General features: G+C 39.0%; 26 protein-coding genes. 1 reads left to right on the forward strand and 25 read right to left on the reverse strand.

Going from position 1 to position 26314, the window contains the following annotated elements; translation table 11 throughout:
- Positions 1-11 precede the first annotated feature (11 nt).
- The 15 genes from IWB18_RS01455 to IWB18_RS01525 all read right to left on the reverse strand — a co-directional run bounded on the left by IWB18_RS01455 (position 12) and on the right by IWB18_RS01525 (position 13449).
- Positions 12-200, reverse strand: coding sequence for a hypothetical protein (locus IWB18_RS01455; protein WP_195681811.1), 189 nt, complete (start codon positions 198-200; stop codon positions 12-14).
- Positions 201-302: 102 nt separating this feature from the next.
- Positions 303-1055 (reverse strand): tRNA threonylcarbamoyladenosine dehydratase, encoded by a 753-nt coding sequence (locus IWB18_RS01460; RefSeq protein ID WP_195681812.1) that lies wholly within the window; start codon positions 1053-1055, stop codon positions 303-305.
- Between the two features lie 9 nt (positions 1056-1064).
- A complete protein-coding gene (locus tag IWB18_RS01465) occupies positions 1065-2003 on the reverse strand; it encodes a bifunctional riboflavin kinase/FAD synthetase (RefSeq protein WP_195681813.1) in 939 nt (312 codons plus the stop codon).
- 2 nt (positions 2004-2005) lie between these two features.
- Positions 2006-2911, reverse strand: coding sequence for a tRNA pseudouridine(55) synthase TruB (truB, locus tag IWB18_RS01470; protein ID WP_195681814.1), 906 nt, complete (start codon positions 2909-2911; stop codon positions 2006-2008).
- Between the two features lie 8 nt (positions 2912-2919).
- Positions 2920-3858, reverse strand: a complete 939-nt coding sequence (locus IWB18_RS01475) for a DHH family phosphoesterase (RefSeq protein ID WP_195681815.1) — start codon at positions 3856-3858, stop codon at positions 2920-2922.
- The gene (rbfA, locus tag IWB18_RS01480) at positions 3851-4222 is read right to left on the reverse strand and encodes a 30S ribosome-binding factor RbfA (RefSeq protein WP_195681816.1); all 372 of its coding nucleotides are present in this window, start codon (positions 4220-4222) and stop codon (positions 3851-3853) included. Before rbfA ends, IWB18_RS01475 begins: the two co-directional genes overlap by 8 nt.
- Positions 4223-4237: 15 nt before the next feature.
- Positions 4238-6415 (reverse strand): translation initiation factor IF-2, encoded by a 2178-nt coding sequence (gene infB, locus IWB18_RS01485; RefSeq protein WP_195681817.1) that lies wholly within the window; start codon positions 6413-6415, stop codon positions 4238-4240.
- Positions 6412-6741, reverse strand: coding sequence for a L7Ae/L30e/S12e/Gadd45 family ribosomal protein (locus IWB18_RS01490; RefSeq protein ID WP_195681818.1), 330 nt, complete (start codon positions 6739-6741; stop codon positions 6412-6414). Before IWB18_RS01490 ends, infB begins: the two co-directional genes overlap by 4 nt.
- Positions 6728-6994 (reverse strand): RNase P modulator RnpM, encoded by a 267-nt coding sequence (gene rnpM / locus IWB18_RS01495; protein ID WP_195681819.1) that lies wholly within the window; start codon positions 6992-6994, stop codon positions 6728-6730. The genes IWB18_RS01490 and rnpM overlap by 14 nt, the downstream gene beginning before the upstream one ends.
- 15 nt (positions 6995-7009) lie before the next feature.
- Positions 7010-8098, reverse strand: a complete 1089-nt coding sequence (gene nusA / locus IWB18_RS01500; protein WP_195681820.1) for a transcription termination factor NusA — start codon at positions 8096-8098, stop codon at positions 7010-7012.
- A gap of 50 nt (positions 8099-8148) precedes the next feature.
- The gene (locus IWB18_RS01505; RefSeq protein WP_195681821.1) at positions 8149-8613 is read right to left on the reverse strand and encodes a ribosome maturation factor RimP; all 465 of its coding nucleotides are present in this window, start codon (positions 8611-8613) and stop codon (positions 8149-8151) included.
- A 142-nt stretch (positions 8614-8755) separates the two neighbouring features.
- The gene (locus IWB18_RS01510) at positions 8756-9511 is read right to left on the reverse strand and encodes an MBL fold metallo-hydrolase (RefSeq protein ID WP_195681822.1); all 756 of its coding nucleotides are present in this window, start codon (positions 9509-9511) and stop codon (positions 8756-8758) included.
- On the reverse strand, positions 9504-10580 hold the full coding sequence (locus IWB18_RS01515; RefSeq protein WP_195681823.1) for an ABC transporter ATP-binding protein: 1077 nt from the start codon (positions 10578-10580) through the stop codon (positions 9504-9506). Before IWB18_RS01515 ends, IWB18_RS01510 begins: the two co-directional genes overlap by 8 nt.
- A gap of 14 nt (positions 10581-10594) precedes the next feature.
- Complete coding sequence (locus IWB18_RS01520) at positions 10595-12298, reverse strand: ABC transporter permease (RefSeq protein WP_195681824.1); 1704 nt, start codon at positions 12296-12298, stop codon at positions 10595-10597.
- 101 nt (positions 12299-12399) lie between these two features.
- Positions 12400-13449 (reverse strand): extracellular solute-binding protein, encoded by a 1050-nt coding sequence (locus IWB18_RS01525; RefSeq protein WP_195681825.1) that lies wholly within the window; start codon positions 13447-13449, stop codon positions 12400-12402.
- A gap of 166 nt (positions 13450-13615) precedes the next feature.
- Between IWB18_RS01525 and IWB18_RS01530 the strand changes: the two genes are divergently transcribed.
- A complete protein-coding gene (locus tag IWB18_RS01530; RefSeq protein ID WP_195681826.1) occupies positions 13616-14314 on the forward strand; it encodes an MgtC/SapB family protein in 699 nt (232 codons plus the stop codon).
- 18 nt (positions 14315-14332) lie between these two features.
- On the opposite strand, the gene IWB18_RS01535 is transcribed toward IWB18_RS01530, so the two are convergent.
- The 10 genes from IWB18_RS01535 to rpsB all read right to left on the reverse strand — a co-directional run bounded on the left by IWB18_RS01535 (position 14333) and on the right by rpsB (position 26188).
- Complete coding sequence (locus IWB18_RS01535; protein ID WP_195681827.1) at positions 14333-15175, reverse strand: PHP domain-containing protein; 843 nt, start codon at positions 15173-15175, stop codon at positions 14333-14335.
- A 78-nt stretch (positions 15176-15253) separates the two neighbouring features.
- Complete coding sequence (locus tag IWB18_RS01540; RefSeq protein WP_195681828.1) at positions 15254-19468, reverse strand: PolC-type DNA polymerase III; 4215 nt, start codon at positions 19466-19468, stop codon at positions 15254-15256.
- A gap of 69 nt (positions 19469-19537) precedes the next feature.
- Entirely contained in the window at positions 19538-20605 is a 1068-nt protein-coding gene (gene ispG, locus IWB18_RS01545) for a flavodoxin-dependent (E)-4-hydroxy-3-methylbut-2-enyl-diphosphate synthase (protein WP_195681829.1), read from the reverse strand.
- A 62-nt stretch (positions 20606-20667) separates the two neighbouring features.
- Positions 20668-21672, reverse strand: coding sequence for an RIP metalloprotease RseP (gene rseP / locus IWB18_RS01550; protein ID WP_195681830.1), 1005 nt, complete (start codon positions 21670-21672; stop codon positions 20668-20670).
- Positions 21673-21683: 11 nt separating this feature from the next.
- Positions 21684-22481 (reverse strand): phosphatidate cytidylyltransferase, encoded by a 798-nt coding sequence (locus tag IWB18_RS01555; RefSeq protein ID WP_195681831.1) that lies wholly within the window; start codon positions 22479-22481, stop codon positions 21684-21686.
- A complete protein-coding gene (locus IWB18_RS01560; RefSeq protein WP_195681832.1) occupies positions 22481-23194 on the reverse strand; it encodes an isoprenyl transferase in 714 nt (237 codons plus the stop codon). Before IWB18_RS01560 ends, IWB18_RS01555 begins: the two co-directional genes overlap by 1 nt.
- A gap of 77 nt (positions 23195-23271) precedes the next feature.
- A complete protein-coding gene (frr, locus tag IWB18_RS01565; protein ID WP_195681833.1) occupies positions 23272-23829 on the reverse strand; it encodes a ribosome recycling factor in 558 nt (185 codons plus the stop codon).
- Positions 23822-24541: a UMP kinase gene (gene pyrH / locus IWB18_RS01570; protein WP_195681834.1), complete on the reverse strand. Its 720-nt coding sequence runs from the start codon at positions 24539-24541 to the stop codon at positions 23822-23824. The genes frr and pyrH overlap by 8 nt, the downstream gene beginning before the upstream one ends.
- A 168-nt stretch (positions 24542-24709) precedes the next feature.
- Entirely contained in the window at positions 24710-25357 is a 648-nt protein-coding gene (gene tsf, locus IWB18_RS01575) for a translation elongation factor Ts (RefSeq protein ID WP_195681835.1), read from the reverse strand.
- A 93-nt stretch (positions 25358-25450) separates the two neighbouring features.
- Positions 25451-26188 (reverse strand): 30S ribosomal protein S2, encoded by a 738-nt coding sequence (rpsB, locus tag IWB18_RS01580; protein WP_195681836.1) that lies wholly within the window; start codon positions 26186-26188, stop codon positions 25451-25453.
- Positions 26189-26314: the final 126 nt, after the last annotated feature.

The following is a 26314-nucleotide window of genomic DNA, read 5'->3' on the forward strand; positions in this document are numbered from 1 at the left end:
CTCGTCTATGATTATTGATCAGACTTTTTTTCTGCTATCTTTTGTAAACTCAGGGCTATGCTTCTGACGTAAGTATCGAACTTGTCAACGCGTTCTTTTAGATACAGCAGAAAAAAAACTCCCGATATCAACAAGATAAAAGTCATAACAGGATTAAGCAGTGTGGTTATACCCGATAATCTGGTAATAAAGCTGTCCATACGGCACCTCCCTTAAAATCTTAGTGTATTATCTCATATTTAGCGCTAAAAATGAAGAGCAATCTGAACGTTTTTTATTTTTTTTTATCTAATGTACGTATTTTACGGACATATCAAATCTTTCACAACTTCTCCGGCAATGATCAAACCTGCTACTGAAGGGACAAATGAGATACTTCCCGGTGTTTGTTTTTTTGGTCTTATTACCGATTGAACTTTGTCCGTCTCGTGGTGCGAATACTTGCATTCAACCATCTCTTCCAGTGGTTTTAAAGGAACTTCCTTTGAGTAAACTACTTTTAAATCTTTTATGCCTCTGTTTTTCAGTTCTCTTCTCATAACCTTAGCCAATGGACACACCGACGTTTTATAAATATCGGCAACTTCGAATTTTGTGGGATCCAATTTGTTTCCAGCTCCCATGGAACTTATGATGGGGATATCCAATTTTTTGGATGTTTCCACCAGGCTTATTTTACCTGAAACAGTATCTATTGCATCGATTACGTAGTCCCAGGGTTCATTTAAAATCTCGTTTGCATTTTCTGATGTATAAAACTTTTGAATTATTTTTATATGAGCGCGAGGGTTTATTTCAAGCATTCGATCCCGCATTACTTCAACCTTTGCTTTACCGATCGTCTTAGTGGTCGCATGGATCTGTCTGTTGATGTTTGTATCGCAAACGTAATCCGCATCTACAAGCAAAAAGTTTTCTATTCCTGCTCTGATCAGGCCCTCTGCTGTAAAACTGCCCACTCCCCCTATTCCAAAAATTGCGATTTTAGAATTTCTCAGTTTTTCAAGGGCTTCCTCACCGATCAGCATTTGAGTTCTATTGAATTCATTAAACATGGCTTCTCCTTATTGCTTTTTTACTTTTAAAACATATTTTTCATAGGTATTTGATATATCCGTCTTAATCTGGTCGATAAGTTCATCAAGAGTATCAAATTTTTTCTCTTTTCGAATTTTTTTGTTGAAAATCAGTTCAACCGTTTCACCGTAGATATCTGTTCCAAAGTTGTAAATGTAGGTTTCTATGCTGAATGGATGATTTTCAAATGTAGGATTATACCCAACATTTGTCAATCCATGGTATTTCTCACCATCTACGATAATGGTGGTATAATATACTCCGGCATCAGGCAAAATATGATTTTCTGCGATTTTTATATTTGCTGTAGGTATATCAAACTGTCTTCCCAAACCTTTTCCACGTATTACCTTTCCGAAAACGGAAAATTTACGCCCCAGATATTTTTCTATCTGGTCGACTTTTCCATTGACGATAAGATTTCTGATAAGCGTGGAACTCACAATTTGCCCGTCCTTGATCGTAACTGGTTTGACAACGCTTACGCAATAATCGTACTTATTTTTCAAATGCTCCAAAATCTCAGGATTTCCTGACCCTTTTTTGCCGAAATTATAGTTGAAACCAACCACGATACCTTTTGCATTTAGTTTTTCATGGAGAATCTTTTCTATAAATTCTTCAGGTTCCATTCCCATGATTTCTTCCGTAAAATCGATAAAAACCAGCATATCGATATCAAATTGCTCCAATATCCGGATTTTTTCTTCATTTGAGGTTATCAATTTAGGGGCATATTTTGGAAAGACTCTGGTCAAGGGATGTTGTTTAAAGGTCACTACACAACTTTTCAAATTCTTTTCCTTTGATATTTTGAGCATTCCATCGATCAATGCCTTATGTCCGAGGTGTACTCCATCGAAAAATCCTAAGGCTACAGCTGTAGGCTCCTGCTCCTCCAAATATTTCCAATCATATATCTCCATTGTCATATCTCCTCATTGAATATGCATTTTGGTTTGATTTTTTTCTGTCCGTCTTCCGTAAACACTTCTCCCATACCATAAAAACGACTTTCACAGTAAAGTCTCACTAATTCTCCATCTTTAAGTCCTGATACGGACGTTTTTAAATTTCTGCCATACAACACATTTCCATTTTTCAAATATTTTTCAGAATGCTCGTGTATATCAATCCGCTCAAAATTCATTACGGGAAAATCCATGGGTATTATTTTAACAGATATTTCGTGTATATCCATGTTTTTAAAATCTTCCAATGCAATGGATTCTTCCAGTTGAAAATATCCGCTTTTCGTTCTGATCAAGGAGATCATATGCGCTCCACAATCGAGTTTTTCACCTATATCGCTTATCAATGAACGTATGTAAGTTCCCTTGCTACAATTGACCAAAATCTTTACCAAAGGCAACCTTATTCCCATAACATCTATTTTATTGATCGTAACTTTTCTAGGCTCTATATCCACATGTTTGCCTTCCCTGGCATATTCATAAAGCTTTTTACCTTTAACTTTCAATGCCGAATAAACGGGAGGTTTTTGAATAATTTCACCTGAAAAGGATTTTACCACCGCATTTATTTCGCTTTCTGTTGAATTGACTTCTTTTACGTATTGAATATTTCCGGATGCGTCGAAGGTATCTGTAGCTTCTCCGAGTTTTAACTCAGCAATGTATTCCTTGTCTTTTTCAAGCATGTAAGAGGAAAGCCTGGTGGCCTGCCCGATGCAAATTGGCAGAACGCCTTCAGCCATGGGGTCCAGAGTACCTGTGTGTCCCACTCTTTTAGTATTCAATTTTCTTCTAACAGCACTAACCACATCGTGGGAAGTAATACCCGGTGGCTTGTATATATTTAAAATTCCGTTCATATCATACCTCATAATGTCAATTGGTTTTCCAGTCTGTTTAATAAATCATCAAACTTGATATCTCTTACGGTACAACCTGCAGCCTTGCTGTGGCCACCGCCATTAAAGTGTATTGCTACCTTGCTTACGTCAAAATCTGTATTGCTTCTTAATGAAATTTTAAAGGTATCAGGAGAAGTCTCTTTTACAAGCACTGCTACTTCTACTCCTATGATATCCCTGGCATAGTTTATTATTCCCTCCATGTCGGTATCATCGGAAAATTTCTTCAAATCTTCCAAAGTCAAATGTATCAACGCTACTTTGTCGTTTTTGATAAGACTTATTTTCCCTAGGGCATGTCCAATTATTTGAACTTTTTCAAAAGAGATCTCATCAAACAATTTTCTGTTTATTTCCCAATATTTATTGGAATACTTATACAATTTGCCTGCAATTTCGTGAGTTCTGTAAGTTACGTTGCTATATTTGAAATTTCCCGTATCGGAAACAATAGCCGTGTAGATGGCCAAAGCCATTTCTTCATCAAATTCTATGTCCATCTCTTCTATCAATGCAAATATGATTTCTCCGGTAGCGCTTGCATTTACATCCAAATAATTTAAATCGCCATAACCGTTATTGCTGACATGGTGATCCATATTGATTTTGATTTTACATTTTTCCAAAAGTTTCGCATCGTATAAATGGTCTTGATCTGAGGAATCTAAAAAAAAGCCCACAGGAAATTTCTTATCCATATATGAGCCATTCACTTCGTTAAGTTCATTTAAAAAGGAAAACTTTCCGCCACCTGGTTTTTCAAAGGCATAAAATACTTCTTTTCCGATTTTTTTCAAAGCAAGCCCCAAGGCGATGCTTGATCCCAAAGCATCGCCGTCCGGTGACTTGTGTGTACTTATCAAAAAAGATCGGTTGTTGTTTACAGTTTGGATTATCTTATTCATCCCCATGACCTTCACCCTCTTTTTTCTTGATATCCCTAAGAATTTCGTCTATATGAGCTCCGTATTCCATAGAATCATCAAGCAAAAAAATCAATTCGGGAGTATAGTGGGTCTTGAGTACCTTGCCGACACTTTTTCTTAAAAATCCTGAGGCTTTCGTCAGAATTTCAATTGCTTGGTTCTTTTTTTCATCACTGTCGTATACGCTTATGTACACTTTTGCATATCTGAGATCTCCGGTAGTATCGACTTTCATAATGCTTAACAGATCTGTCAATCGGGGGTCTTTGATATTCATTCTGATTTGTTGACTTAGTTCTTTCTTTATTGTTTCATTGATTTTATGTATCCTGTTTTTAGACATTGTATCACCCGCAATCTATGTTCTTGCTATTTCCTCCATGGTATAGGCTTCTATTTGATCGCCTTCCTTGATGTCATTGAATTTTTCCACGCCAATACCGCATTCATATCCCTGTGCAACTTCCTTGGCATCGTCTTTAAATCTCTTCAATGAAGTCATCTTTCCTTCGAAGACAACGATACCGTCTCTGATTATTCTGACATCATTGTTTCTGTTTATTTTTCCGTTGGTAACATAACACCCAGCAATAGTGCCTAAATTCGGAACTTTGAAAGTTTGTCTGACTTCGGCTGTTCCAAGAACCACTTCTTTGTACTCAGGAGCCAACATACCCTTCATTGCCTGTTCAATATCCTCGATAGCATCATATATTACTCTGTAAAGTCTTATGTCAACTTCTTCTTTCTCCGCCATGGAACTGACATTATTTCCCGGTCTTACATTGAATCCTATTATTATGCCGTTTGAAGCAGCAGCCAGCATGACATCCGATTCGGAAATCGCACCTACTCCACCGTGGATTATGTTTACTCTGACTTCTTCATTTGTAAGTTTTTCCAACGATTGCTTAAGTGCTTCCACAGAACCTTGAACATCACCTTTGATTATAATGTTTATATCTTGAACTTCGCCTTGTTTGATTTGGCTGTAAAGGTCATCAAGCGACAATGGAGCACTTCTTTTTACCTTCTGCTCTTTAATGTAACTCTTGCGTTTTTCGGCGATCTGTCTTGCAGTTCTGTCATCCTTAACTGCATAAAATTCTTCACCGGCTTCTGGTACTTCGCTTAGTCCCAGTATCTCAACAGGTGTAGACGGACCGGCTGACTTCACTTTTTTGCCTTTGTCATTATTCATCGCTCTTATCTTGCCGTAAGCAACTCCGGATACAACTGCATCTCCAACTCTCAACGTACCTGCATTGACCAAAACAGTTGCTACAGTTCCTCTTCCCTTGTCAAGCTTTGCCTCTATGACAGTCCCTTTAGCCAATCTGTCCGGATTTGCTTTCAATTCCTGCACTTCAGCAACCAATATGATCATATCCAAGAGAGTGTCAAGACCTTCTCTTGTTTTTGCGGAAACCGGAACACAGATAGTATCACCACCCCATTCCTCGGCAACAAGATTGTACTCGGTCAGTTCTTGTTTGACTTTATCGGGATTGGCTCCTGGTTTGTCTATTTTGTTGATTGCCACAATTATTGGAACTTTTGCGGCTTTGGCATGGTTGATGGCCTCAACGGTTTGAGGCATTACACCATCGTCAGCAGCTACGACCAATACGGCTATATCCGTGATGCTGGCGCCTCTGTGTCTCATTGCGGTAAAGGCTTCGTGACCCGGTGTATCGATAAAAGTTATCTGCTCTCCGTTTGCCTTGACAGTATATGCACCTATGTGCTGGGTTATTCCGCCGGCTTCTTTTTCGGTAACACTTGTCTTTCTTATTGCATCCAGCAAAGATGTCTTACCGTGATCTACGTGACCCATTACGGTAATTACAGGTGCTCTGTGTTTTAATTTTGCCTCGTCCTCAACTTCTTCCAGTGTTTCAGCAAGAATTTCTGCTACTTCCTCTTCAACATCTTCCAATTGGATCTGTATGTCCAATTCTGTTGCTACCACTTCAGCTGTCTCAAAATCAATTTCCTGATTTATTGAAGCCATTATACCCAATCCTATCAAGGTCTTGATTATTTCCGTTGAAGGAACGTTGATTTTAGCTGCAAAATCACCTACGGTCAAAGATGTAGGGATCATGATGATTGTTTCTTCCTTATCGTCATCGTCTCTTTTCTTTTTGTACGCTGTTCTGGACTTCTTCTCTTTTTTGCTGTTATCGATGGCAACAGGGATAATGTTTCTCTTTTTTTTGTTCTTTCGCGGATCTTTTTTAGGATCACGTTTTTGAGTTTGCTTTTTATCTCCCGATTTTTCAGCACCTTCGTCTGCACTTTTCTGTACGGGCTGTGGTTTTGATTGATCTTGGGATTTTTCTTCTTTCACCGGGGCTTGCGGCTTGTCGTCTGCGTCTTTTTTAAAATTGTTTTTGAAATACTTGACCTGTTGATCCGTCAAAGCGCTCATGTGATTTTTTACCGGTATGTCCATTTTATTTAAAATCCCTACCAGTTCCTTGCTGTTTATTTCGTATTCCTTTGCTAAATCATATACTCTTAGTTTGCTCATATAACTCCCCCTGTTTCTTTTATATTCTCATAAATATCCATAATGTTCCTGCTCTGGTTTTCGTCTGTAAAACCTATTACTGCAGCTTGCTTCTTTCCGAGAGCTTTTCCCAAATCTTCCTTTGTGGAAAATTTCAGGACCGGAATTCCCAACTCATTGCAGAATCTCTCGTATTTGTTCCATATTCTTTCGGAGGTGTCCTCCGCTACCAGTACAAGTCTTATTGAACCTCTGTTGAGATCCTTTTCCACCATATGGTCACCCATGACGATCCTGCCTGATTTTTTACATATTCCAATAAAATTCAAAAGCTTATTTTTTTGCATTTTTTATTTCTTCCACCACTTTATTTTTAGTTTCTGCATCTATATCCATCTTGAAGGCCCTGTTCAATGCATTTTTTTTGATTATTCCCTCTATGCATTCGTCTTCTCCACAAAGATAGGCGCCTCTACCATTGGCTTTACCGGTAGGATCGTAAAAAATTTCTCCCTCTTTGTTTCTGACCACACGGACAAGATTTCTTTTTTCTATTTTTTTACCGCACACTACACACGTTCTTTGAGGTATTTTTTTCATACTGACCTCCCATGATCATAACTCGAGATCTTCCAGCAAATCTTCTTCAAGCTTGTCAATGTTTTCCATGGCTTCACTTTGGCTCTTGCTTTTTATATCAATCTTCCAACCAGTGAGTTTTGCAGCCAATCTCGCATTTTGACCTTCTTTGCCTATAGCCAGTGAAAGCTGATAGTCATCCACCACAACGAGAGCTGATTTTTCCAATTCATTGATATCCACCCTCAGAACCTTGGCCGGACTTAAGGAACTGGCGATATATTCTTTTGGATCATCGCTCCATTTAATTATATCGATTTTTTCTCCGTTCAATTCATCTACTATGTTCTGGACTCTTATTCCTTTAGGTCCTACACAAGATCCTACAGGATCAATATTGGAGTCCATGGCAAACACTGCAATCTTGGTTCTGGAACCGGCTTCTCTCGAAATTGACTTGATAAGAACAGTCCCATCGTATATTTCTGGAACTTCGCTTTCAAAAAGTCTTTTAACAAGACCGGGGTGAGTCCTCGAAACAAGAATTTGCGGGCCTTTGGTAGTTTTCTTTACTTCCAGGACGTAAACCTTTATCCTCTTGTTCTGATCATACGTTTCCCCCTGAACCTGTTCGGTAGGAAGCATGATACCTTCGGTTTTTCCCAAGTCGATAAAAATGTTGTTTTTCTCTTTTCTTTGAATGACGCCGTTGATGATTTCATCTTCCCTTTCTATGAACTGGTTGAAGATGATGTTTCTTTCCGCTTCTTTAATTTTTTGCACAACCTGCTGTTTGGCATTCTGCGCGGCTATTCTTCCAAAGTTTTTTGGCTTGATCTCTATTTCAGCCACGTCTTCCAACTCATATGACTGATTGATTGTTTTGGCTTCCTCCAATGAAATCTGTACAGTAGGATCTTCCACGTTTTCAACTACCTTTTTTAGCGCATGTACATTTATCTCTCCGGTCTCCCTGTCGATATTGATTTTTATTTCGTGATTACTGCCGTAATTTTTTTTATACGCACTAGTTATTGCCAATTCAATGGCGTCGATCAGTTCCTCCTTGTTTATTCCCTTTTCTTTTTCTACTGAGTCCAATGCCAGCATGAAATCTTTGTTCATAATTTTTCAAAACCTCCGTTTACTTTACCTGTTGTTTATGACTTCAAACCTTAAAATTCGAAATACAACTTGGCACTTCCTACATTTTTATATGGAATTTCTATGGATTTGTCTTTATCTATAATCAATAACAGATTTTCGCCGACAATACCTTTATTTACTCCCTTGTAATACTTGCTTCCATCCAATTGAGTATATAAAGTAACCTCTATTTCCTTATCAAGGTATCTCTCAAAATCAGACGGCTTTTTCAGTGGCCTGTCCAGCCCTGGTGAAGACACTTCTAAAAAGTAGCTGGATTGTATGGGATCTGTTCGATCGAGCCATTCATTTATCTTGCCGCTGAATGTTTGGCAATCTTCCAAAGTTACTCCACCGTCTTTGTCTATATATATTCTTAGAAACCAATTTTGGCCCTCTTTAAGGTACTCTACATCAACTAGTTCGAAGCCCATGGACTCAGCGATAGGATCTGCAGCTTCCTTTACCAAATCCTCAGTTTTTATTTTAGCCATTTTAACACCTCCTGTATTAAACAACAAAGAGCGGGTTTATCCCACTCTTCGTAAAGTTCACTCAAATTGTTGTTATCATCATAACATACTTTTGATAAATTTTCAAGTATATCAGACCCGGGTTATTTTTACGAATCGAAGGTCAGAGAATAAATTCGGAACATATGTCGGGGGTTGACACGCTACCAGTAAATTCTGTTGCCGCCCTGGCTCTCATCAATTCCAAATTTCCATCGCTTGGAAGATGGATCAAACAGAGTTTTTTTGCACCCGACAACTCGGCGATTTTCCCAGCCTCCAGATCCGACATGTGGCCTATCCCCGTTGAATGTTTCGTATTTTTTGAAACTGTGGCTTCGCACAATAACAAGTCGGCTTCCCTCATGTAGTCTTTATGAGATTCTTCAAAAGAACTGTCCGTATGATAAACCAATACTTTTCCGCACTTTTCGATCCTAAATCCATAACATTCTATAGTATGGTTTAATTTCTTGACCGTAATTATCGTACCTGCCAAACTTATTTTCATTCCGTCCGAAAGAGCAAAGGTTTCATAATAAGGGTATTGTATGGCATTCCACATAATATCCGGTGTTTGAGGCGCATACACCTTCAACTTGTTTTTTCTAAGACCCGTTCTCGTTGAAAAATTCACTGTATATCCCAGGCAACCCAAATCCCCCATGTGATCATAGTGGAGATGTGAAATCAACACACCTTTCAAATCATCGTCTGCGTTACCTAATCCAACGTATTTTGATAAAACTCCACTGCCAATATCTATCAGGAATCTGCCTTCTTCAGTTGTGATCAATACTCCGCTTGTGGCGCCGCCAGGTTGTGGAAAAGCACCCCACCATCCCAAAATATTTATCTTGAAAAATTTTTTGTCATTCATCCAACCACACTGCTTTCTTGATTACTACTTCGACTTTTTTCCCTTCCTCCCACATATAATCTACATCCATCAACATCCTGACCAGTTCTTCACCGTTTCCTTCAATGACTACATAGTACTCGATTTGACTGCCTTGGTATAAATTACGTACGATTTTGGCAACCAGTCCTGAATTTTCTTCGGGATCTATATGGTGAGCACGAACAGATATAAATCCATGGGTTTTATCGGATTTCTTATATGGTACTTTTAGTTTGTAGTCTTTGGATACCTCCACTTCCATCATTCCATTTTCATCAGGTTCCTGATCCGGATCTTTTCTTGCTTTAATAATATTGGCTGAACCTATGAATTTTGCTACAAAACTATTATATGGATTTTCGTAAAGTTCAAATGGAGAGGCGTACTGTTCCAAATATCCGTCCCTTACCACAGCAACCTTGTCGGACATGGTCATGGCTTCTATTTGGTCGTGAGTGACGTTTATAATAGTCACATTTTGAGTTTTTTGGATTTCCTTTATTTCACCTCTCATCTCCTCCCGCAAAGCAGCATCAAGGTTTGACAGGGGTTCGTCCAAAAGCAGCAGTTTTGGTTTTAGAATGAGAGCTCTGGCAAGTGCAACCCTTTGTTGTTGACCACCTGAAAGTTCGTGAGCCATCCTTTTTTCATAACCGGTCAAATGAACGATCCTCAATACCCGCGCAACCTCGGCTTCCATCAAACTTTTATCAGTCTTCCGTATCTTGAGAGGATACGCTACATTGTTGTAAACATTCATATGCGGCCACACAGCGTAAGTCTGAAAGACCATGCCGATATTTCTGTTTTCGGGTGTTACTTCAGGTATGTTGTTCTCTACATCGACCAAAACCCTGTCATCGAGAACGATCCTTCCACCGGTGGGTTTTATGAACCCTGCGATCATTCTAAGTATAGTGGTCTTGCCACAGCCCGAAGGGCCAACGATAGTCATGAGCTCTCCATTATCCACATCCAAACTGATATTGTTGACTACCGGATTGTCTCCGTATTTTTTCAGCAGATTTCTTATTTCCAATTTTGCCATTCCATTCCCCCCAATCAGTCTTCTCTGGATAAATTATTGATCGTCACGTTTATCATGACTACCAGGATTATCAAAACTATTGCAATTGAAGCAGTCAGTAGTATCCTGCCTTCTTCTTTTGCCGAATATACTATAGTTCCAATGGTTTCGTTTCTTACCGACCATAAAAGCGCGGACAGGGAAATTTCAGATAAAGTAGGAGCCACTACAAGAAAAAATGATCCGATCAAGCTGGTTTTCAACAATGGTAACATAATGTCCCTAAATGATCGTAAATGCGTGGCACCAGATATTCTGGCTGCTTCTTCCAAAGATGGGTCTATTTGGCTTATTGCTCCTGATATATTATTGTATCCCAAATTCATGAATCTGGCAGTGTAAGCTATGAGTAAAATCCAAATGGTGTTATATAGCCTGTAATTCAAAAGCGGCAATTCCTGGGAAAAAGCCAAAATCATGGCTAAGGCGATTATCGTACCAGGTACGGCATACGGTAGTGTGACCATGGTCTGCATGAATCTTATTCCCTTTACCCCTTTAACTCCACCTCTTATGGCTATATATGCAATGACAAGGGTCGCTATAGTGATTATCGCACCACTGCTCACAGATAAAAAGACACTATTTCCAAAAGCCCTCTTAATATTTTGAATTTCCAAAAGCCTCGTATAGTTTCTAAAAGTTGCATTGTCAAAAGCGAAAGGCAACCCGTAAACCTTGGTGAATGAAGTTACCAAGGTGGAGGCAATAGGAGCAAATGTAGACATCAAAAACACAAAAGACAACAAAGAGAAAAGTAAAACTTTTGCTTTTTTCTTGAGTTTTGTAGGTTCGACAGAAGCACTCTTTCCACTGACTACAACGAATTTATTTGTTTTAAGCACCCTGTTGTACGACCACAGGCCCACTAGACCAAACAAGGCCAAGAATAGAGAATACGCAGAGGCTATTTGAAGATTGTTGGCCATATCAGTCCTGTTCACCAGATAATATATTTGGGTCGTCATCAAATTTATCCTGTTGGGCGCTCCCAAGATCGACGAAACACCAAAATCTGCCAATATGAACATGAACGTCAACAACATGGCTCCGATGATAGATGGCGATATCAACGGCAGTGTGATGTCCCTTAAGGTCCTCCATGGTGATGCTCCGGATATTCTTGCCGCCTCCTCCACAGATGCTGATATCTTCTTCATTGTCGGCAACACAACTATAAAGGAAATGGCATAACGATACATGGTCATGACAAATATCATACCCCCGATACTATAAACGTTGAACGGGGAGCTGTTTAAATGAAAAACATTTATAAAGGCCTTGTTTATATATCCTACGGGACCAAGAAGAAAAGTCCAAGCTATTGCTCCGATAAACGGAGGTATAAAGTATGGTATCGCTAAAAGTCTCTGCCAATACTTTTTACCCGGCACATCTGTTCTTACTACCGCCCAAGCCAAGAATACTCCCAAAGCTGTAGAAAATGCCGTCGATGACAATACTACTTTAAATGAATTTGTCATGCTTCGAACAATTGACTTGTCGGTAAATACAGTTATATAGTTGTCCAAACCATACCCTTCTCCAACCTTGAAGCTGTTTATTATCAGCTCTATCGATGGATAAACGACGGCAAACACAAGAAAAGACACTACCACCCACCAGATCAATGTTGGTCCAAAGGATCTTTGATCATTGGTTTTCATACCTCCCGACATATAAAAACCACCTTTCACAGTCGGATTGCCCGAATTAAACTACGAAGCAGGAGTCAGTTAAGAACTGACCCTGCCCTTAAAATCATCTGAATCAAGAATCATTACTCAGCTCCAAAAATCCTCACGTACTCCGCCCTTATGGCATCTGCATTTTCAACATAAAAATCAAGATCAAATGGCATTACAGTAATATCTTCTATGGTCGGTACATCTGTTCCCTCTGCAGCGTCACTGTTCATGGGCACATATCCCTGTTCTACGAACAGCTTCTGATTATCCACTGTAAACATGAATTCAACAAGTGCTTTTGCTGCATCTATATTGTCTTCTTCTATTGTTTCCACTATACACAATGGCGTAGGGATCATAACCGCACCGGATTCAGGATACACATAATCTACAGGCGACCCCTCTTTTTTGGCATTTCTTGGAAGGTAATCTACAACTACAACAGCTTCATATTCACCGGATGCCACTTTTGTGGACAACGTCCCGTTCGATTGCTCCATTTTTACATCGATAGCCTTCAAATCATTGTACCAGTCCCAACCCACCAGATCTTCGTTTTGTATATGTCCCACGAGAGTGGTAAACGCTCCACCCGAATAATTGGGATTTGCCAGTGCCACCACACTTCTGTAATCTTCAGTCGTTATATCCTTCCAATCTTTTGGCGGATCGCTAACTTTAGTCGTGTTATAGGCTATGACGGAATAAATCGCACGAACTTCATGTCCCATCCCGTCATTGTACTTGTAATCTGCCGGAAGATCAGATACAGCATCCGGAGTAAAATGATATATCAGCCCTTGATCATCCAAATTATACATGTAGCCGATGTCTGCAAACCAAATAATGTCTGCATCAGTTCCACCTGCTTGAAGTTCGGTGTCCAACTTTGCTTTCACATCTCCTGTCCCCGATCTGAACAATTCGTACGTGACGCCAGGATTTGCATCGGTAAATGCATCCAGCATTTCCGTCACCAGATCCTGAGGTTCCGAGGTATAAATAACCAGATGGCCTGTTATTTCTGAATCTCCATTGTCACCACCATTGCCATCGCCGTTATCACCATCATCAGTACCCGAACAACCTGCAATTGCAAACACAAATAACAACGACAAAATCAAAACCAAAAATTTTTTCATTCCCTTTCCTCCTAATTATTAATTAAATTTGAGCAAAAATGTCAATGTGTATTTAATCGTGTTAAAATCGCGTCCTATTGCACAATTACCCAATTTCAATTAGAATAAAACAAAGTCATCAGGATATTGGAATACTTAGTATAATATGTTAATAAGGAAGTGGAAAATGATACTCGAAAATAATGTATACTTTCGCGAATTGCATCTACTTACAATAATACTCAGACTTTTACTCGCCATGATATTAGGCGGTAGTCTTGGATTGGAAAGAACCAGAAAACGGATGCCGGCAGGATTTAGAACATATTTGGTGGTTTGCGTCGGATCTGCCTTGGCCATGATGACCGGACAATACCTCAAAGATTATATGGGACTTGAAGATTCTTCTAGGATCGCAGCTCAAGTCATAAGCGGAATTGGTTTTCTTGGTGCAGGTACTATAATCTTTACCGGAAGAAATCAGGTAAAAGGTCTGACCACTGCTGCAGGCTTGTGGACGGTAGGCGCTTTGGGAATAGCAGTGGGAAGTGGATTTTATACGGGAGCCATTGCAGGTTTTATAATAGTTTTTTTCGCACTTAGAGCTTTAAGTAATTTTGAAAATTACTACTTCAATAAAACTAAAGTGATTTTTCTCTTTATGGAGTTTACAGACCTCAATAGTTTGTCAAAGACATTGAATTATGCAAAAAAGCACTGGATGAAAATCCGCGACCTGGAAATTTTAAATCCAAAGGAAGATAATAAAGGCATTATCTCTGCAACATTGACAATTACCATAGAGGATAATTCCACTCATGATGAAATCATCAACCAACTGGAAAACGTTGAAGGCGTCGTTAATGTTGAAGAAACAAAAATATAGAAAGGGATCGTTCCCTTTCTATATTTTTAGTTTTTCTTTCATTTTTTTAATAAATTTATAGGGTACTTCTAGATTTCCATATCCGAAGCCCAGATATAAATTCTTTTTCATTTTTCCGTGAAAATCACTTCCTCCGGAACGAAGACATCCTGTCTCTCCAGCGATCTTCTCAGCCACCGCCGCCCAGAATTCGTCGTATTCGGAATAAATGGTTTCCAAACCGTCGGCTCCCATACTTATCAATCTTTTGGTTATTTCTACAGACTTTTGAGGATTTTCCGGATCGATCTGATTAATGTGTGCTACAAATATCAATCCGCCTGCGTTGTGGATCAAATCGATGCACTCTTGCGGACTCAATACCTTCTTCTTTACATAACCCGCTTTTCCTTTTATTAAATAACCGTCAAGGGCTTCTCTCAGGGTAGAGGCATACCCCCTGTCTATTAAAATTTCAGCTATATGACCGCGTGCTATCTGTTTGTCTTTTCCCAATGCGTCTATATCGTGTCTTGAAATATCAAACCCCGCCTTTTTAAGCTTATTCACCATTTTATAATTTCTGTCGCTTCTGGCAAGTGCCATTTCCTTCAACTTTTTGTCGATTTCTGGATTTTTAGGATCAAAAAACAATCCAACCAAATGCACGTCCAGCTCGTCCACATCTGAACTGATTTCCACACCGCTTATCACTTCCAAGCCCAATTCTTTTCCTCGTGCCATGGCTTCTTTTAATCCGGCTATTGTATCGTGGTCGGTTATAGCAAGTGCTTCCAGTTTTATTTCCACCGCTTTATCCACGAGTTCTGCAGGTGTCAAGGAACCGTCGGAAGCAGTTGTATGAGAATGCAAATCAATCATTTTTTCACCTCCATATCAAAAAAGTCGGATACTCCAACCATTGTTATTTGTATCCGACAAAAATCCATTTCAAACAAATCAAAACAGAGAAATTTGATTCGATTGGGGCAATTCATTTATAGTTCCATGCTTAAGCAAAGTTTCAATATTTGTCTTGCTCAATTTAGTTCTGGATTGAAGATCCTCTATTGAAATAAATACCCCACTCTGTCTTGCTTCAACTATGTTTTGCGAAGCCTTCAGCCCTATACCGTCAAGAGCATTGAAGGGAGGCAGGAGTTTGTCATCTTTTATAATGAATTTATCGCAGTGGGACTCGTACAGGCTGACCGGCAAAAAGTCATAACCTCTGCACAACATTTCCAAAACCAGTTCCAATACGGTAAGCATTGATTTTTCCTTTGCCGTTGCCCCGTTTCCGTTTTCCTTAATTTCCCTTATCTTTTTTCTAACTTGGTCTTTTCCTTGGATCGCAATGTGAGCATCAAAATCATCCGCTCTTACAGAAAAGTAGGTTGCATAATAAGCCATTGGATAGTGAACTTTGAAATAAGCTATCCTAAAGGCCATAGTGACGTACGCAACAGCATGGGCCTTTGGAAACATGTATTTGATCTTGTTGCATGAATCTATATACCACTGGGGAACTTCGTTCTCTTTCATAATTTTCACATCATCTTCTTTAAGGCCTTTTCCCTTACGCACATTTTCCATGATACTAAAAGCTTTTTTGCTTGGTAAACCTTTATGAATGAGATAAACCATGATGTCGTCCCTGGTACATATTACTTCTTTTATAGTTGCAACCTTGTTTACGATCAACTCTTGAGCATTATTGAGCCATACGTCCGTTCCGTGAGACAAACCGGAAATTCTTATGAGGTCTGAAAAAGCTGTGGGTTTTGTGTCCAACAACATTTCTCTGACAAATCCAGTGCCAAACTCCGGTATTCCATAAGTTCCAATGGTCGATCCGATTTCATCATCCAATAATTTCAAGGCTTTAGCAGATGTGAACAAACTCATGGTTTCGCGATCGTCCAAGGGTATTTTTGTCGCATCGAGACCTGTCAGATCCTCAAGCATTCTTATCATAGTCGGATCGTCATGTCCTAAAATATCCAGTTTCAATAATCTTCCGCTTATTGAATGATAGTCGAAGTGGGTTGTAACAGTATCAGTTCCCGCATCATCTGCAGGTTTTTGTATGGGACAGAAATCATAAATATCCTTGTCGGAAGGGACTACCATTATACCTCCAGGATGTTGTCCGGTGGTTTTCTTGATGCCTGTACATCCCTTCACCAGTCTGTTGATTTCTGCATTTGTCACCAATAATTGATTTTCCTCAAGATAATTCTTGACAAAACCATATGCCGTTTTTTCCGCTATAGTGGAGATCGTTCCGGCTCTGAATACGTATCCCTTACCGAAAAGTTCCTCTGTATACTTGTGGGCAACACTTTGATATTCTCCAGAAAAGTTAAGATCAATATCTGGTTCCTTGTCGCCTTCAAAGCCTAAAAATACCTCAAAAGGTATGTCGAATCCGTCTTTTTCATATGGGGTATTACAATCAGGACATATTTTGTCTTCCAGGTCAGGACCGGAGCCTACCTGTGAACTGTCAAAAAATTCATATTTTTTGCATTTTGGGCAAACGTAATGCGGAGAAAGGGGATTTACTTCCGTTATTCCCGAGAACGTAGCTGCAAGAGAGGAACCGACCGAACCTCTAGACCCTACAAGGTATCCATCGTCCATGGACTTTTTGACCAGTTTGTGAGCTACCAGGTACAATACTGAGTACCCATTGTTGATAATTGAGTCCAACTCTCGTGAAACCCTTTTTTCAACGTATTCAGGCAACGGATCACCATATTTCCTTTTGGCTGAATCCATTACCATATTGCGTATTTCTTCATCGGATCCTTCGATTTTAGGCGGAAAAGTGCCATCAGGTATCGGTTTTATTTTTTCTATCATATCTGAGATTTTTATTGTGTTGTGAATTACAATTTCTCTTGCCTTTTCATCACCAAGATAACTGAATTCTTCGAGCATCTCTTCAGTTGTTCTATAATACAAAGGTGGCTGGTTTTTAAAATCGTCAAATTTTTGGCCGCACATCAACACTTTTCTATAGCATTCATCTTCAGGATCTACAAAATGTACATCTCCAGTGGCAATGACCGGTTTGTTGAATTTTTCACCCAGAGATATTATTTTTTTGTTTATGTTTGCAAGCTCTGCTTCACTGCCAACCATACCTTTGTCGATCAAGAAAGCATTGTTTCCCAGTGGCTGAACTTCCAGATAATCATAAAATTCAACTATTTTTTCTATGTCCTCTTCGGATCTGTCATTTAGAATGGCTTTGTATAATTCGCCGCTTTCACAAGCACTGCCGAATATCAATCCTTCAGAGTATCTTTTGAGAAGGCTCTTTGGTATTCTGGGCTTTTTGTAAAAATATCTTAAATGTGACAGAGACACCAATTTGTACAAATTTTTAAGGCCTATAAGATTTTTTACCAAAATGATTATATGATAAGTATCCATTTTTTTAATAGCAGTTTCTGAATCGAATATGTCATTCAAGTCTTCGGAAAAAGATGCACCTTTATCCCTGCTTAAGTTGATTAATTTGATAAAAATCTTTGCCGTGGCCATCGCATCGTCAGAAGCTCTGTGATGATTGGTCAGATCGATCTTGAAATAGCGCGACAAGCTCTTTAAATTGAATCGTCCCACATCCGTTAATATATTCCGTGCCAAAGCCAATGTGTCAATGACAGTAAAATCCTTTTCGATATCAAGTTTTCTACAGTATGCTTCAATAAATGAAATGTCAAAACGTGCGTTGTGGGCCACCAAGGTATGATCTCCCACAAAATCCAAAAATTCTGTTAAAACTGTTCGAATATCCCTTTGGTTTCTTACCATTTCATCAGATATCCCGGTTATTTCAGTTATTTTGACTGGAACCTTTTTTTCAGGTCGAACAAAGGAATTATAAGTTTCAACTATTTGGTTGTTGTTAATTTTGACCGCACCTATTTCGATTATTTCACTGTTTTTAGCTGAAAGACCCGTTGTTTCAATGTCGAAAACAATAAAAGTCCCATCCAAAGGCTCGTTTTTATCGCCCCATTTTGGATTACTGTCGTCATTAACAAGGTAACCTTCCATGCCGTATATAATTTTTATGTCTTTTCCTTCCGAATGTTCCATGGCTTCAGGATATGCCTGCAATATCCCATGATCCGTTATAGCCAGAGATTTGTGTCCCATCTTCAGAGCTTTTTCAACAAGCATTGATACCTTTGCTACACTGTCCATGGAGCTGTACTGACTGTGGGCATGAAGTTCAACCCGCTTGACTTCATGCTTGTCTTCCCGCTCTATGACCGAGCTGGTCTCCACTGAACTTAGTATTAGAACATTCTCCCTGGCAAATGTGTCGTATTGAATTTTTCCTTTAACTTTCAACCAGGACTCTTCACTTACACACGACAGAATTTTTTTGGTTTTTTCCTCATTCAAAAAAGATTTACAGGTCAATGATGATGAAAAATCAGTTATGTCAAATGACACTATTGTCATATTGTTACGAATTTCTCTTTTTTCTATGTTGAAAATTTTTCCTCTTACAACCACATCCTGATCCGATTGGACCTCAGATATCGGTTGGGGTTCATCTTTGATTTTACGACCCAACAATACATTTCCCGGTGTGTTTCCAGAGATCGTCGATTCTTTGGATTCGTGTTTCGGTTTGTAGCTTACTTTTAAATTTTTCTTTTCAGCGTGTATCTCTTCGGAAAGCTTTTCGACCTCATCGAATAATTCAAATGCAAATTCCAAATCATGAGAAAAAGTATTTTTAAACCAATGGGAAAGCTTTATTTCTCCATTATTTTGCTTGATGGATTTGTGATCGCTTAGCTGGATCAAAGGAATGGTGACGCGATTTTCTTTCACCTTCCAGTTATTCTTAGTTAGAAGCACTCCCTTTTGAAAATCACGGATCCATTGCTTAATGGCTTCCTTTTGATGTTCGTTAAGCAATTTATCCTCGTGATCATTGACTACCAGTATGACTTTGACTTCATTTCCCATAATTATCTCAATGGCTTTTTCTATTTTTTCGTACTTGCCTGATTTAACCGGATCAATGTAAAGTGTCCATTTCTTTTTGTCTCTGGATATCTCAGCTTTTTTAACATTTAATTTTTCGTCTGACATGAGCTTTTCCAAATCTTTTTTGATTTGAAGTCTCTTTTCTACCATTTCGATCACCGCAACCTATCTTCCATCTTTAAAAAATGTTTAAATATTTATTAAAGTCCGAGTAATCGCTTATTCGGACTTAAAATTTTTTATTTCTTTTATTAATTCATCCAGTACGTCTTTTTCGTCTATACTTCTAATTACGTTGCCTTTTTTGAACAAAACAGCTTTGCCATCTCCTCCGGCAATGCCTATGTCTGCATCTCTGGCCTCTCCAGGCCCATTGACCACGCAACCCATGATGGCAACTTTGATTTTTTTCTCTAATCCCTGGGTCAATTCTTCAACATCATTTGCCAATTTTATCAAATCTATCTTGCAACGTGCACACGTGGGACAAGAGACGAACTTTATATCTGGTTTGTTATAAAGATTCAATGACATTAAAACTTCTTTGGCAACTCTTATTTCTTCCGTGGTATTTGACGTCAAGGAAACCCTGATGGTATCTCCGATCCCCTTGTTCAAAATTATGCCCAAACCCACAGATGATTTTATCGTTCCTCTGAAAGCTGTTCCAGCTTCAGTTATCCCAACATGGGTCGGATAGTTGTATTTTTTTGCAAACAAGTCGTATGACTCAACACTTGTAAGAACATCTGAGGCTTTTATGGATACGACTATATCGGAAAAATTCATGTCTTCAAGAATTTTTATGTGTTCCTCGGCGCTTTCCACCAAAACCCGGGCACTAACTTCTCCATTATATTTTTCCAAAAGGTCTTTCCCCACAGAACCGCTGTTTACTCCGATCCTTATAGGGACGTTTCTGGCTTTGGCCTCTCTCACAACTTCCTGAACTCTATCAATATCGCCGATGTTTCCAGGATTTATTCTCAATTTGTCGATTCCGGATTTTAGAGATTCAAGTGCAAGCCTGTAATCCATTTGTATGTCGGCTACGATCGGTATGCTTATTTGTTTTTTTATTTCCTTGATGGCCTGAGCACTTTCAATGTCCGGCACAGCTACTCTGATAATGTCACATCCGGCTCCTTCAAATATTAAAATTTGATCGACAGTCGCTTTAACATCCCTGGTATCTGTAGTAGTCATGCTTTGTATTGCAATTGGATTTCCCTTGCCTATTTTTATATCTCCAATAGATATTTCTTTAGTTTTGTCACGGGTGTTCAACTTATCACCTCTTAAAATTTATATTAGATTTTATATTCTGAAATCAGAACAGGCATATTTTATCAATTCAACCTTAAAATATCATTATAAGCGATGAATATAGCCAGAATAATTAGAAGTATGAATCCTATGAGATGGACCATCCCTTCCTTTTCCGGGTCTACCGGCGATCCTTTGATCCATTCTATCAATACAAATATGATCCTGCTGCCATCTAGTGCAGGAATTGGCAATAAATTGAATATGGCCAAGTTCAGACTTATGACCGCCGCCAGGTTGAGCATGGCAACAGCACCATACTGTACAGTTTCGCCAACAACGTTAACGATTCCTATTGGTCCTATGAAATCATTGGTCGAAGCCTTTCCGGTGAACAGTTGAGTCAAGGCATCCAGCATTAATCCCGTGTATAAAACGGTTTGGTTGAACCCTTCGCCAATGGACCGAAAAACCCCATGTTGTCTTGCAGGAGTAATACCTATCCTGAATCTGTCCAGTTCCTCATCGTACTTGGATACCAGGGTTATTTTGGATTCTTCCCCATCCCTTTTGATCACAAGCTCGTAAGAATCCTGATTTTCATCGTCGATTATGTAATTTATGTCTTCCCAAGAATCGATTTTTTGGTCATTGATCGAGACGATCTCATCGCCGCTTAGCATACCGGACTCGTATGCCGGATATCCTTGTTCTACCAAATCTATCTTGTTTATGGGTGAACCAATCATAAAAAATACTACAGCAAGTAAAATTATACACCCTAAAATATTCATTAGTGCGCCGGAGGCTAAAATGAATATACGAGCGACCTTGCTTTTTGAATTATAACTTCCTTCAGAGTAATCTGACTCGTCTTCACCCTGCATTTTACAGAATCCACCAAGGGGCAATGCCCTTAATGAAAATTTAGTTCTAGCCCCTTGACGACTATATATGACCGGTCCCATTCCAATGGCGAACTCCAATACGTTAACACCAGTCATCCTGGCCGCCAAAAAATGACCCAGCTCGTGGATTATTATTAGAAAACCAAACATTATTATTGCTATTATTACCGTTGGGAACACTTTATCACCTCTTATAAAGTCAGTGCGATCACCATATAATATATAACCGGTGATGCAAAAATAACACTGTCAAATCTATCTAGAACTCCTCCATGACCGGGGAGCAAATTTCCAAAATCTTTTATTCCAAACTGCCTCTTTATCATGGATGCGGCCAAATCACCGATTTGCGAAGCAGGACTGGCGACAATAGCTATTATACCATAATCGATCACAGATAACCCAATATCAGAAACATTAGACACGAAAATGCCGTACACCAGTGTTATCAATACGGCAGCCAGTGTCCCTCCAATAGAGCCTTCTATAGATTTCTTGGGACTGATTTTGGGCGAGAGCCTGTGCTTTCCAATCCTCATTCCTACAATGTATGCAAAAGTATCCGTAGAAAAACTAATGATAAAAACAAGCCAAACCAAATAACTTCCGGCTGCTAGGCCGTCCAATAGAATAAGGTGACCTAAGAAAAATGAAACGTATATAAGACCATAAACACCAAAAACGGTATTGTATATGTTCACATTATCCCGAAATATGTCCCTCGATACCAAAAGTGCAGCAGACAGTATTATGAAAGCCATTGTAAAATCTTGAAAATAACGAAAAGACGACAACGTTCCCAAAACCAGAACCATCATCAATGGCAGGCTTAGATCGATGTTCTCATTGCCATTTATTGATTTGCAATATTCGTAAATACCGATAGCAGCAACCAGAGAAATCGACAAATAAAGCAAAAGATCTCCAATTATTAAAATCGCAGCCAACACCGGAATACCAACTATTGCTGTTAACAGCCTTTTACTCATCATATTCCTCCATATCGTCTTTTTCTGTTTTGGAAGTCGTTTAAAGCTTCCATGAAAACTTCTTCATTGAAATCCGGCCACAATACAGGTGTAAACCATAATTCAGAATAAGCGCACTGCCATATCAAAAAATTACTCAACCTTAATTCGCCGCTGGTCCGTATTATTAAATCAGGATCTGGAAGTCCTTCAGTGAACAAAGTTTTATCCATGATTTTCTCATCGATTTGATCGATTTGGATTTTTTTATCGACGACCATTTGCGCTATAGTTTTTACGGCATAAATCACCTCGGATCGTCCTCCATAGTTGACAGCTATATTGAGAACAAGGCCTGTATTATTTTCAGTCAGTTTTTCAGCCTTGCAAATTTCATCTTTCAATCTCGCGGAAAGAGGATCTCTATCGCCAATGATCCTGAACTTGACATTATTAGAATAAAGTTCCTTTATTTCTTTCCTCAAGTATTCTCCAAATATCTTCATCAATCCACTGACTTCTGCCTTGGGTCTTTTCCAGTTTTCAGTGGAAAATGCGTAAAGCGTCAGAACTTCAATTTGATATTTCGAGGCCAATTTCACGATATCCCTTATTGTCTCCACACCGGCCCTATGTCCGAATAGTCTCGGCTTATTTTGTCTACTGGCCCATCTTCCGTTTCCATCCATTATGATGCCTATGTGTTTTGGCAAATGCTTGATTTCAATTGACATGGGCAATACCCCCTAAATAGTCTAGTGCACAATAATAGTTTCATTTAGAATAAAACACCCCTAAGGGTGTTTATCTATTAAACTTCCATTATTTCATCATTTTTTGCTGCTACGATCTCATCGATTTTTTTTATTTCATCATCTGTCATCTTTTGAATGTCATTTTCAGCATGCTTTAACTCGTCTTCAGTTATCATGCTTTCTTTTTCCAAATCTTTTAAATCCTGTATGGCATGTCTTCTTATATTTCTTACGGCTACTTTTGATTCTTCACCAAATTTTTTTGCCGTTTTTACCAGTTCTTTTCTTCTTTCTTCAGTTAATTGTGGAAGTACTATCCTAATTACTTTTCCGTCATTTCCAGGATTCAGGCCCAAGTCAGCTTTCAAAATAGCTTTCTCGATCAACCCTATAGAGTTTGCGTCCCAAGGTTGTATCAAGATCATTCTGGGTTCTGGAGCGCTGATATTGCCCAATTGATTCAACGGTGTTACGGCTCCGTAATAATCCACAGTAACTCTTTCCAAGATTTGTGGATTCGCTCTTCCTGCTCTCAGGGAATTAAGTTCATACTTCAAACTTCCTATGGCTTTGTCCATCTTTTCAATAGTTTCCTTTTTGATTTCCTTAATCATGAGTATCCTCCTTGACTATTGTTCCGATATTTTCACCGCAAAGTACTTTTACTATATTCTCAGGTTGTTCCAGACCGAATACCAGTACCGGTATGTTGTTATCCATACACAAGGATATTGCAGTTGAATCCATAACCTTCAAACCCTTATTTAAAACATCTATGTAACTTAGAACATCAAATCTCTTCGCTTCAGGATTTACTTTCGGATCACTGTCGTAAACGCCATCCACTTTTTTAGCTGAGAGAATAACTTCTGCATCTATCTCCGCCGCTCTAAGCGCAGCAGTGGTATCAGTTGAAAAATATGGATTTCCCGTACCTGAAGCAAAAATGACTATTCTTCCCTTTTCCAAATGACGCATGGCTTTTCTTCTTATATATGGTTCCGCAACTTCTTTCATTTCTATGGCAGTCTGAACTCTGACGGGAACGCCCATGGACTCCAAAGCGTCTTGTAGAGCCAATGCGTTGATAACTGTTGCCAGCATGCCCATATAGTCGGCTGTAGCCCTGTCGATTCCTTCACCGTCTCTTCCTCTGAAGATATTTCCTCCGCCTACAACTATTGCGATTTCAACACCCAGATCTTTTGCATCTTTTATATTTTTACAGATTTCAGCAATCGTGGCAGGATCGATCCCAAAGCTTTTTTCCCCCGCCAAAGCTTCTCCGCTGAGCTTAATTATAACTCTGTTGTATTTAGGTTTCATATAAGTACCTCCCTTTTATAATATAACACTTACTTTAATTTTATAGAAGTAGTAATTTGAATTTAATTAATGACCGTAGACTGTATTTTAAATTTACGGCTTTACAACAGCGTTATTATATTCTGTTGATTTGCGTTAAAAAAGGACACGCTTAAGGTGTCCTTTTCATTAAAGGCTCATTTGCTTGGCTACTTCTTCAGCAAAATTCTCTTCTTTCTTTTCAATTCCTTCACCCATTTGGTATCTGGTGAATCTTCTTATTTTGATATTTTCTCCGATTTTGGAAATTTTTTCATTTACGATTTCTTTGATCGTCTTGTCAGGATCTTTAACAAATGCTTGTTCCATCAAACAAATCTCTTGATAAAACTTCTTGATCCTTCCTTCGACCATCTTCTCAATGATCTTTTCAGGTTTTCCTTCGTTGAGTGCCTGAGCCTTAAGAATGGATTTTTCTTTTTCAACATAATCCGCTGGAACATCTTCAACATTAAGGAATAATGGATTTGTAGCAGCTATATGCATGGCTATGTCTCTAACCATATTTTTAAAATCATCAGTTTTGGCTACAAAATCAGTTTCACAGTTTACTTCAACTAAAACTCCAATTTTACCGCCCATGTGTATGTATGATTCAACTACGCCTTCAGCTGCAACTCTGCCAGCTTTTTTGGAGGCTGCCGCCAATCCTTTTTCTCTTAAAAACTCTATTGCTTTATCCATATCATCGTTGTTTGCTTCCAAAGCCTTCTTGCAGTCCATCATGCCTGCACCGGTTTTTTGTCTAAGTTCTTTAACCATTTGCGCACTTGCCATTTTATTACCTCCTCGTATTTGTTATGATCATTTGTATCGACCATAAAAATGGAAGAAGGAGGATTCTCTCCCCGTCTTCTCCCTATAAGTCATTTACGCTTCAACTTCAGCAGTTTCCTCGGCCACCGCTTCAGCATCTTCCATTTGAACGCCTTGCTTTCCTTCAAGAACAGCATTTGCCATTGCTTCAGACAATAGGTTTACTGCTCTTATAGCATCGTCGTTTCCTGGAATAATATAATCAATCTCATCGGGATCACAGTTTGTGTCGACAATTCCTATTACAGGAATACCCAATTTTTTAGCTTCAAGAATCGCAATTCTTTCTTTTCTCGGGTCAACTACGAAAAGTGCTCCCGGAAGTTTTTTCATGTCTTTGATTCCACCCAGGAATTTCTCCAACTTTTCTCTTTCATTTTTAAGTTGGATAACTTCTTTTTTGGGAAGAACTTCGAAAGTTCCATCATTTTCCATTTCTTCCAACTTATGAAGTCTTTTGATTCTTTTGCTGATAGTTTGGAAGTTTGTGAGCGTTCCTCCAAGCCATCTGTGATTCACAAAAAAGCTCTCGCTTCTAAGCGCGTGTGTCTTGATTGCATCCTGTGCCTGCTTTTTTGTTCCTACAAACAAGATGTCTTGTCCGTCTTCTACAAGCTCTCTGATAAAATCGTAAGCTTTGTCTATCAACCCTACTGTTTTTTGCAGGTCGATAATGTAGATCCCATTTCTTTCTGTGAAGATATAAGGAGCCATCTTAGGGTTCCATCTTCTAGTTTGGTGTCCAAAATGAACACCTGCCTCCAATAATTGTTTCATTGATACGTAAGACATTGCTACACCTCCTATGGTTTTTCCTCCATCTCCGTCTACTGAACATTCCACCCATTGGGCACCGGACGCTCATCGAGAGATGTGTGTTTTGTGTGCTTTAAAAGTTTAACACAACCTGCATCTAAA

This window comes from Alkalibacter mobilis (genome assembly GCF_015594845.1).
In the GTDB taxonomy this organism is placed as follows: domain Bacteria; phylum Bacillota; class Clostridia; order Eubacteriales; family Alkalibacteraceae; genus Alkalibacter; species Alkalibacter mobilis.